At 69.7% G+C, this 7548-nt stretch carries 8 protein-coding genes and 1 pseudogene; 6 read left to right on the top strand and 3 right to left on the bottom strand.

Annotation, left to right across the window (positions count from 1 at the left end):
• The first annotated feature begins 332 nt into the window (after positions 1 to 332).
• On the top strand, positions 333 to 1019 hold the full coding sequence (locus E2651_RS38880) for a restriction endonuclease (protein WP_135335993.1): 687 nt from the start codon (positions 333 to 335) through the stop codon (positions 1017 to 1019).
• A 196-nt stretch (positions 1020 to 1215) separates the two neighbouring features.
• On the opposite strand, the gene E2651_RS38875 is transcribed toward E2651_RS38880, so the two are convergent.
• Complete coding sequence (locus E2651_RS38875; RefSeq protein WP_167829026.1) at positions 1216 to 1980, bottom strand: hypothetical protein; 765 nt, start codon at positions 1978 to 1980, stop codon at positions 1216 to 1218.
• A gap of 281 nt (positions 1981 to 2261) precedes the next feature.
• Between E2651_RS38875 and E2651_RS38870 the strand changes: the two genes are divergently transcribed.
• Together E2651_RS38870 and E2651_RS38865 are read left to right on the top strand one after the other, a co-directional pair.
• Positions 2262 to 3029 carry a transposase gene (locus E2651_RS38870; protein ID WP_135335991.1) on the top strand — a complete coding sequence of 256 codons (768 nt, stop codon included), beginning with the start codon at positions 2262 to 2264 and terminating at the stop codon, positions 3027 to 3029.
• A gap of 146 nt (positions 3030 to 3175) precedes the next feature.
• A complete protein-coding gene (locus E2651_RS38865; protein WP_135335990.1) occupies positions 3176 to 4003 on the top strand; it encodes an NAD(P)H-binding protein in 828 nt (275 codons plus the stop codon).
• Between the two features lie 21 nt (positions 4004 to 4024).
• On the opposite strand, the gene E2651_RS38860 is transcribed toward E2651_RS38865, so the two are convergent.
• Positions 4025 to 4819 (bottom strand): NAD(P)H-dependent oxidoreductase, encoded by a 795-nt coding sequence (locus tag E2651_RS38860; protein ID WP_135335989.1) that lies wholly within the window; start codon positions 4817 to 4819, stop codon positions 4025 to 4027.
• A gap of 97 nt (positions 4820 to 4916) precedes the next feature.
• Between E2651_RS38860 and E2651_RS38855 the strand changes: the two genes are divergently transcribed.
• The gene (locus E2651_RS38855; protein WP_135335988.1) at positions 4917 to 5843 is read left to right on the top strand and encodes a helix-turn-helix transcriptional regulator; all 927 of its coding nucleotides are present in this window, start codon (positions 4917 to 4919) and stop codon (positions 5841 to 5843) included.
• Here E2651_RS38855 and E2651_RS38850 read toward each other — a convergent pair.
• Positions 5812 to 6303: a glutathione peroxidase gene (locus tag E2651_RS38850; RefSeq protein ID WP_135335987.1), complete on the bottom strand. Its 492-nt coding sequence runs from the start codon at positions 6301 to 6303 to the stop codon at positions 5812 to 5814. The genes E2651_RS38855 and E2651_RS38850 overlap by 32 nt on opposite strands.
• Positions 6304 to 6555: 252 nt before the next feature.
• Between E2651_RS38850 and E2651_RS45745 the strand changes: the two are divergent.
• Together E2651_RS45745 and E2651_RS45740 are read left to right on the top strand one after the other, a co-directional pair.
• Positions 6556 to 7005: pseudogene (locus tag E2651_RS45745) on the top strand (cation diffusion facilitator family transporter); the annotation flags it as partial.
• On the top strand, positions 6991 to 7548 hold a 558-nt coding region (locus E2651_RS45740), incomplete at its 3' end, for a phosphopantetheine-binding protein (protein ID WP_348541699.1). The pseudogene E2651_RS45745 and the gene E2651_RS45740, both read left to right, overlap by 15 nt.

The raw sequence follows: 7548 nt of genomic DNA, 5'->3' as shown, positions 1-7548 counted from the left end.
GGGCTGCCGCCGCGGGGGGTGCGGGCTCAGCCGGGGCTGCCGCCGCGAAGGATGTGGGCAGGAGGACCAGAGCAACGATCGCGAGGGCCGCGGTGCGGACGGATGAGGAGCGCGGAAGGTACCTGATGACCATTCAGCCACCGTAGGAGCGCGGCCAGAAGTCCGCAGGTCAGCTTGGTCCGGCTGGATGTACCGCCGTCTGTGTGGTCGCCGCCGCGCAGATCCACCGGCACGGGGCGGGGCCCGGCTTCGGCCACTGGCCGAACGTCCGCCCTTCCCGAACCCGCGCTCCCTGCCCACACTGCTGGGCAAGGATGGCGGAGGGGGCACCGATGGCCGCTCGACGGCGACGGCGCACGGAGGAGAGCAAACGGCGCGAGGCGGGTGCCGTGGCTGTCGCCGTGGCGCTCCTGGTGGTGGTGTTCTGGTCGGTGGTCTGGCCCTACGCGGCCGCGGTGTTGATCCTCGGCGGCCTCGGATCCGTGGCGTGGTGGCTGTGGCGTACGGACCGCATGGCGCGCGGGCGGGATCGTGAGTGGCGTGGAGAGGAGGCGGTGCGGGCGGGACACCGGACCCTCGCGGATGTGGACGCCATGAGCGGCACCGCCTTCGAGGAGCATGTCGCCGGTCTTTGCCGCAGGGACGGATGCACCGAGGTGCGCTGGGTGGGCGGCGCCGGCGACCAGGGCGCCGATGTGCTCGGGCGGCTGCCGGACGGCCGGAGCATGGTCGTCCAGTGCAAGCGGTACGCCCCGAGCAGCACCATCGCCAGCCGTGATCTGCGCGATCTCCTGGGCTCCCGCGTGCACTTCGGGGCCGATGTGGCGATCTTCGTGACGACCACACGGTTCAGCCGCCCCTCCGCGACGTTCGCGGCGACGCACTCCATCGCCACCGTGCACCGCGACCATCTGGGCCTGTGGAACAGCGGAACCCCGCTGGAATCGCTCCTCGACGTCAGCGCCGCGGGGCAGGGCGACAGTCGGCACCGGGCGCGCTGGAAGAGGACGTACGAATAGTGCCGGCGGCCCCCCGGCGGCCTGTGAGGTCGGTCACCATCAGGCCGGCTCTCCATTACTTTCCCCTAAAGGTTGTCCCGTAACTGATCTTGGGTGTGCGGCCAGCCAGATTGGCCTGGCTGGTGGCTGGTGGCGGGTCCGGGTCGCGCGGAGATTCGGGGTGGCCGCCTGTGGGCGCGGGCGGCCACCTCGGGAGTTAGGGGCAGTTGAGGATCTGCCCGCCGGCGGTGGCCTGTGCGTTGCAGGTGTCGGTGCCGTCGCCGCCATCGACGACGCTGCTGCGTCCGACAGACAGGACCGTGTTTCCGGCTCCGCTGATCCGGTCGTTCCCGGGGCCGCCGTAGATGTTGCCCTCGCTGAGAGCCCCGGCCTCGATGACGTCCGCACCCTTATTGCCTGCTACGCGTCCTTGGCGAATGGCTCCGGTGTGAATGATGTCGTTGCCTTCCTCCCCGGCGACTGCGGCGAGGACCTTGCGGGATAGGCTGACCAGAGTGCCGTTCACGTCGCCGGTGGTGATGGTGTCGTCGCCCTCGCCTCCGAGGACTCTTGACTGCCTGGAGTAGTCGATGTTGGTGACGTCGCCCGTGGTGATGTGGTCGTTACCCTGGCCACCCTTGATGTTGTCTGACTCGACGTTGCCTGTCGTGATGGTGTCGTTGCCCGCGTTCCCGGCGATGCCGCCTGCTTGGCCGGGTCCCCCCACGTCGCCAGTGACGGTGATGGTGTCGTCACCAGGCCCCCCGGAGATCCCGTCCCGGACGGCGTTGCCTTGGATGGTGATGGTGTCGTTGCCATCACCGCCGCTGATCGGGAATTCGAGTTCGCCGGAGCAGACGATGACGTCGTCGCCGGGACCGCCAGACAGGGCGGTCGCGCTCGGGTCGGGGGCGACACCGTTGACAGTGCACTCATCGTGAGGGTCGGCGTGAGCCGGGACGGTCAGGGTCAGCGGGGCCACGAAGGAGAGAGCCGCGAGGGCAATGGTGAGCAGGGCGCGCGTGCTGGAGTGAAGCATGGGATTCCCGTCCGTTGATCAACCAGCTGTGATGTGATCTTGATAGCGGAGTGGGATCTCCCGCGATACGCGAACCGCGGAGGAGTCACCCAAGCTGGGTAGCTGAACTACAGGCACCTTGGCCGCAACGCGTCCCACCGGAGGGCGTGGAGCCCGTTGAGGCCTTCCTGCTCCATTCAGGATCGAAGGAGAAAAGGCCGACCCGGCAGTGGAATGATCTCGCGATGGCTGGTGTGATCACGGCGTCAGAGCCGTCTTGGATAGCCCCGTTCACCGGGCTGAGCCCGCGCCAGTTCACCAAGCTGGTGACGGTGCTGCGTCGCACAGGGGCCGACACCACCCGCAGGGGCAGACCGTGGAGCTTGTCGCTGGAGGACAGGACACTGCTGGTCACGGCGTACTGGCGCACGAACTTGACGATGCGCCAGCTTGCTCCGCTGTTCGGCATCTCCAAGTCTGCAGCCGACCGCATCATCGACCACCTCGGTCCGCTCCTGGCACTGCAGCCCCGCCGCCGCTTCGCCAAGGACGCCGTACTCATCGTGGACGGCACCCTGGTCCCCACCCGTGACCACACCATCGCCGAGCAGTCCAAGAACTACAGATACTCCACCAACCACCAGGTCGTCATCGACGCCGACACTCGCCTGGTCGTCGTGGTCGGCCAGCCTCTGCCGGGCAACCGCAACGACTGCAGGGCGTGGGAGCAGTCTGGGGCCAAGGCCGCCGTCGGCAGGACGATGACGATCGCCGACGGCGGCTATCCGGGCACCGGTCTCGTCATGCCCCACCGCCGCCGCAAAGGCGAGGAACTCCCCGACTGGAAACAGGAACACAACCGCTCGCACAAGCAGGTCCGCGCCCGCGTCGAGCACACCTTCGCCCGCATGAAGACCTGGAAGATCCTCCGTGACTGCCGCCTCAAAGGCGACGGAGTCCACCACGCCATGCTCGGAATCGCCCGCCTGCACAACCTCAACCTCGCCGGATGAACGAGCGGGCCCTCAGCTGCTAACCCCGTCCAACGCGATTCGAAGATCTTTTACGGGACAAGCCTTAGGTACCTAATGTCCCGGCCCCGATAGCTTCCTCGAGTCCGCAGACGACGGGCAGAGAGAACAACCCATGGGGAGCGAACATGATCGTGGTGACCGGGGCAACGGGCAACGTAGGACGGCCACTTGTACGGGCGCTCGTCGCGGCGGGAGAACAGGTCACGGCGGTCTCGCGCTCGGTGTCGGCGGCGGACGTCCCGGCAGGGGTACGCCATCTGCGGGCGGACGTGGCCGATCCCGAGCAGCTCAAGCCCGCGCTCGACGGGGCCGACACCCTGTTCCTGCTGACCTCCGGAGACTTCGTACTGGCCGGCGGCGACGTGCACGGCGTCCTCGACGCCGCGAAGACCGGCGGCGTCCGGCGGGTCGTCCTGCTCTCCTCCCAAGGCGTCGGATCGCTGCGTCACCCACCGGCGTACGAGGAGGCCGTCAAGCGCTCGGGGCTGGAATGGACGGTGCTGCGGCCCGGCGGCTTCGGCTCCAACGCGTACCTCTGGGCCGACGCGGTCCGCGCGAGCCGGACGGTCGCCGCGCCGTTCGGCGATGTCGCCCTGCCGGTGATCGACCCGGACGACATCGCGGCGGTCGCCGCGCGCACGCTGCGGGAAGCCGGGCACGGCGGCGCCACCTACGTGCTGACGGGTCCTGCGCCGGTCTCGCCGAGGCAGCAGGCCGCGGCGATCGGAGACGCCATCGGTGAGCCGGTGCGGTTCGTGGAGCAGACCGAGGAGGAGGCCCGGACACAGCTGCTGACCTTCATGCCCGAGCGGGTGGTGGAGGCGACCCTCGCCATCCTGGGCTCACCGTCGCCCGACGAACAGCGGGTGAGCCCCGACGCCGAGCGCGTCATCGGCCGCCCGCCCCGCACCTTCGCCGAGTGGGCGGCACGCAACGCCGACGCCTTCAAGTAGCCGCGCACGGCGGCGACTTGATCAGCCGCGCGGCCGGACATGGAGCTCGAGGCCGCTCGTCCCCGGCGTCTCCACGCCCGGCAGCAGCCGCATGTCGTGGTCGTAGTCGCCGCCGACGAGCGAACGGAACGGGACCGGCTCGTCGGTGAAGAGGCCGCCGAGCCGGCGCCCGTACTCCCGCTTCGCCGCCGCGAACCGCTCATCGGGCAGCTCGTTCGCGCCGTACACCGCGAACGGCTCCAGCGGCGCGATGCCGGTGAACCAGAAAAGACCGTGCTGCACCGGATGCAGGACGTCCGCGAGGCGGCCGTGGATCCCCCGGTCGGAGAACGACGACTCACGGGCGCCGAGCGTCACCGAAAGCAGCGCACGCCGCCCCGCCAGGACGCCCTCGCCGTAGGGCGGCGGGACCGCCGGGCCGTAGCCGAACCCGCTGGTGAACACCCGCTCGATCCAGCCCTTCATGATCGCCGGCACCGAGAACCACCACAGCGGGAACTGCAGGATCACCGCGTCCGACCAGCGCACCTTTTCCTGCTCCTCCGCGATGTCGGGGGAGAGGCGTCCTGCGAGGGTGTCCCGCTCGGAGGCGGCCATCACGTGCAGCCGCCGGTCGGCGTCGTGACCGGGGAAGTCGTCGGCGTCCACCGTCGCCTTCCACTTCATCGCGTACAGGTCCGAGACCCGCACCTCGTGCCCCGCCGCGCGCAGTTCGTCGACCGCGAAGGCGGCCAGGGAGGCATTGAGCGAACGGGGTTCCGGGTGGGCGCTGACGACGAGGATCTTCTTCGGGCGGGGCGGCGTGGTGGTGTTCATGGAGCCACGATCTCCGGGCGCGCTCCGGTCAGCCAGCACCCTGTTCGACGTCGGAACGCCGATCCTGGTACTGCCAGGGCCACGCATACTGGGGCTCATGAACGGCGAGAGCGACACGGTCGAGACGGTCAACACGGGCGACGCCAGCGACGGGACCGGCGACACGGGGCGGGCGCTCGGCGGCTTTCTGCGCGCCCGCCGGGGGCGTGTGGCGCCGGAGCACGTGGGGCTCACCGGCGGTCGCCGCCGCCGGGTGCGCGGCCTTCGCCGTGAGGAACTGGCCCAGCTGGCCGGGATCAGCGTGGACTATTACGTACGCCTCGAACAGGGCCGGGCCACCCAGCCGTCCACCGAGGTGCTCGACGCGCTCGCCGGGGCGCTCGGCCTGGACACGGCGGAGCGCGCGCACCTCACCACGCTGGCCGCGGCCCGGCGAGAGCCCGCGCCCACGGCCAGGGTCAGCCCTCTGCTGCGACGGATCCTGGACGCCCTGGGCGGCTTCCCCGCTTTCGCGACCGACCACCGTCTCGACGTGATGGCCTGGAACCCGCTGGGCGCCGAACTCATCGGCGGCCTCGCCGATCCGGCCCGCCGCGACCGGAACAACGCCAGGTTCCTCTTCCTCGACCCGGCGTCCCGTCTCGTCCACCCCGAGTGGGAGGACCGGGCGGCCGAGGCGGTGGGCCAGCTGCGCGTCGCCGCGGGCCGCTACCCGCAGGACACGGAACTGGCCGCGCTGATCACCGAACTGACCACCGCCAGCGCCGAGTTCCGGCGGATCTGGGACAGCGGCGAGGTCGTGATGTGCGCGGCGGGCCGCAAACGCCTGCGGCACCCGGCCGCCGGGCTGCTCACCCTGAACTTCGAGACCCTGCACGTGCCGGCCGCCCCCGGCGAGACGGGCCTGGTGGTGCACGTGTTCAGTGCAGACGAGGACAGCGCGGAGGCATCCGCCCTCGCCGCCCTCGCCGGCACCGCGTCGACTACGTCGACTACTTCGGCAGGTGCGCCTCGATCGCGGTGATGACCTCGGGAGCGTCCGGCTCGGTCTGCGGGGAGAACCGCGCCACGACCGATCCGCTCGCGTCGATCACGAACTTCTCGAAGTTCCAGCGGATGTCGCCGCTGTGCCCCTCGGCGTCGGCGGTGTCGACGAGGTTGCCGTACAGCGGGTGGCGGGCCTCGCCGTTGACGTCGACCTTCTCGGTCAGCGGGAAGGTCACGCCGTACGTCGCCGAGCAGAACTCCGCGATCTCGTCCGACGTACCGGGCTCCTGGCCCATGAACTGGTTGCAGGGGACGCCGAGGACGGTGAAACCGCGGGCGGCGTACTGCGCGTGCAGGCGCTCGAGGCCCGCGTACTGCGGGGTCAGACCGCACTTGGAGGCGACGTTGACAACGAGGACGGCCTTGCCCCGGTACTGAGCCAGGTCGGCGGGTCCACCGTGAAGGCTTTCGATCTCTACTGCGTCGTAGACAGACATGGTGCGGAGCCTACGCTCCGGCCGCCGCGCGCCGCACAGCGGTCCGTCCGGTTCGGCTCACTGCCTTTTTGGCCTTTCCTCGTTTGATTTCCGGCCATGCGCGGTCGGCGCCTCAAGCCGTTACCTGGCCGGAATTCCAAATTCACCTTGAAATGTCCAGGTAATTGATAATCGTCTTCATTGCAGCTTTTGAAGTCGAGTGATTGATGCGCTTCGCTTTCCTTGTTCAGGCCGCAGAGTGATGGGAATCCGATGAAGCATGGGCGTCAGCATGCCGACGGTAAAGCGGTGCACCCCAGTGGTGACCATCATGACCGCCGGTGGTTATCGCTCGCGCTGGGACTGATCGTCTGTTACATGGCGGTGGAGGTTGTCGTCGCGTTCGCCGCCCAGTCGATGGCCCTGCTGGCCGACGCGGCGCACATGCTCTCCGACGCGGGGGCGATCGCGCTCGCCCTGTGGGCGATGAAGCTCGCGAGCCGGCCCGTACGCGGACGCTTCACCTATGGCTTCAAGCGCGCGGAGATCTTCTCGGCGCAGGCGAACGGGCTCACCTTGCTGCTGCTGTCGGCCTGGTTGACGTACGAGAACATCGAAAGGCTGCTGGACCCGCCGGAGGTCGGCGGGACCCTGGTGCTTGTGACCGCGCTGGCGGGCGTGGCGGTGAACATCGCCGCCGCTTGCTGCATGTCGAAGACGAACGAGATGTCCCCCAGACACACCATCGGCCACCACCTCACCGAACCCAGCCGCGCCCGCGGCTACCACTCCATCGGCCGCGGCGATGGGCTGCGCGCGTTCCTCCACGCCCTGCGCGCCTTCCTCCACGCCCTGCGCCACGACGACCCCCATGTGCTGATCGGACTCGACGCGTCCAAGCCGTTCATCCGCAGCCGCCTCGACGCTCCCGCGCGCCTGGTGCACCGCCTTGCCGCGCACACCTCCGCACCGTCGGAGCGGCAGCCCGCCACGCTTCCCGACCGATACGGCCACCCCACCACCTGCGCCCCGGCCGACGCCCGGAGCGACGCTTCCCCCGGCGGCGCCGCGCCCGCAGGACCCACCCAGGAGCTCGTCGCCCGCACGTGGTGCGACATCCTCCACCTCGACCGGGTGGGCCCGCACGACAACTTCTTCGACCTCGGCGGCCACTCCCTGCATCTCTCCCGCGTGCACAACCTCCTGGAAGCCGCCCTCCAGCGCCAGTTCTCGATGGTCGACCTCTTCCGCCACCCCACCGTCGCC

Source organism: Streptomyces sp. MZ04 (genome assembly GCF_004684775.1).
GTDB lineage: Bacteria > Actinomycetota > Actinomycetes > Streptomycetales > Streptomycetaceae > Streptomyces.
The sequence above is the reverse complement of the archived record's forward strand: the minus strand, read 5'-3'. Positions and strand labels throughout refer to the sequence as shown.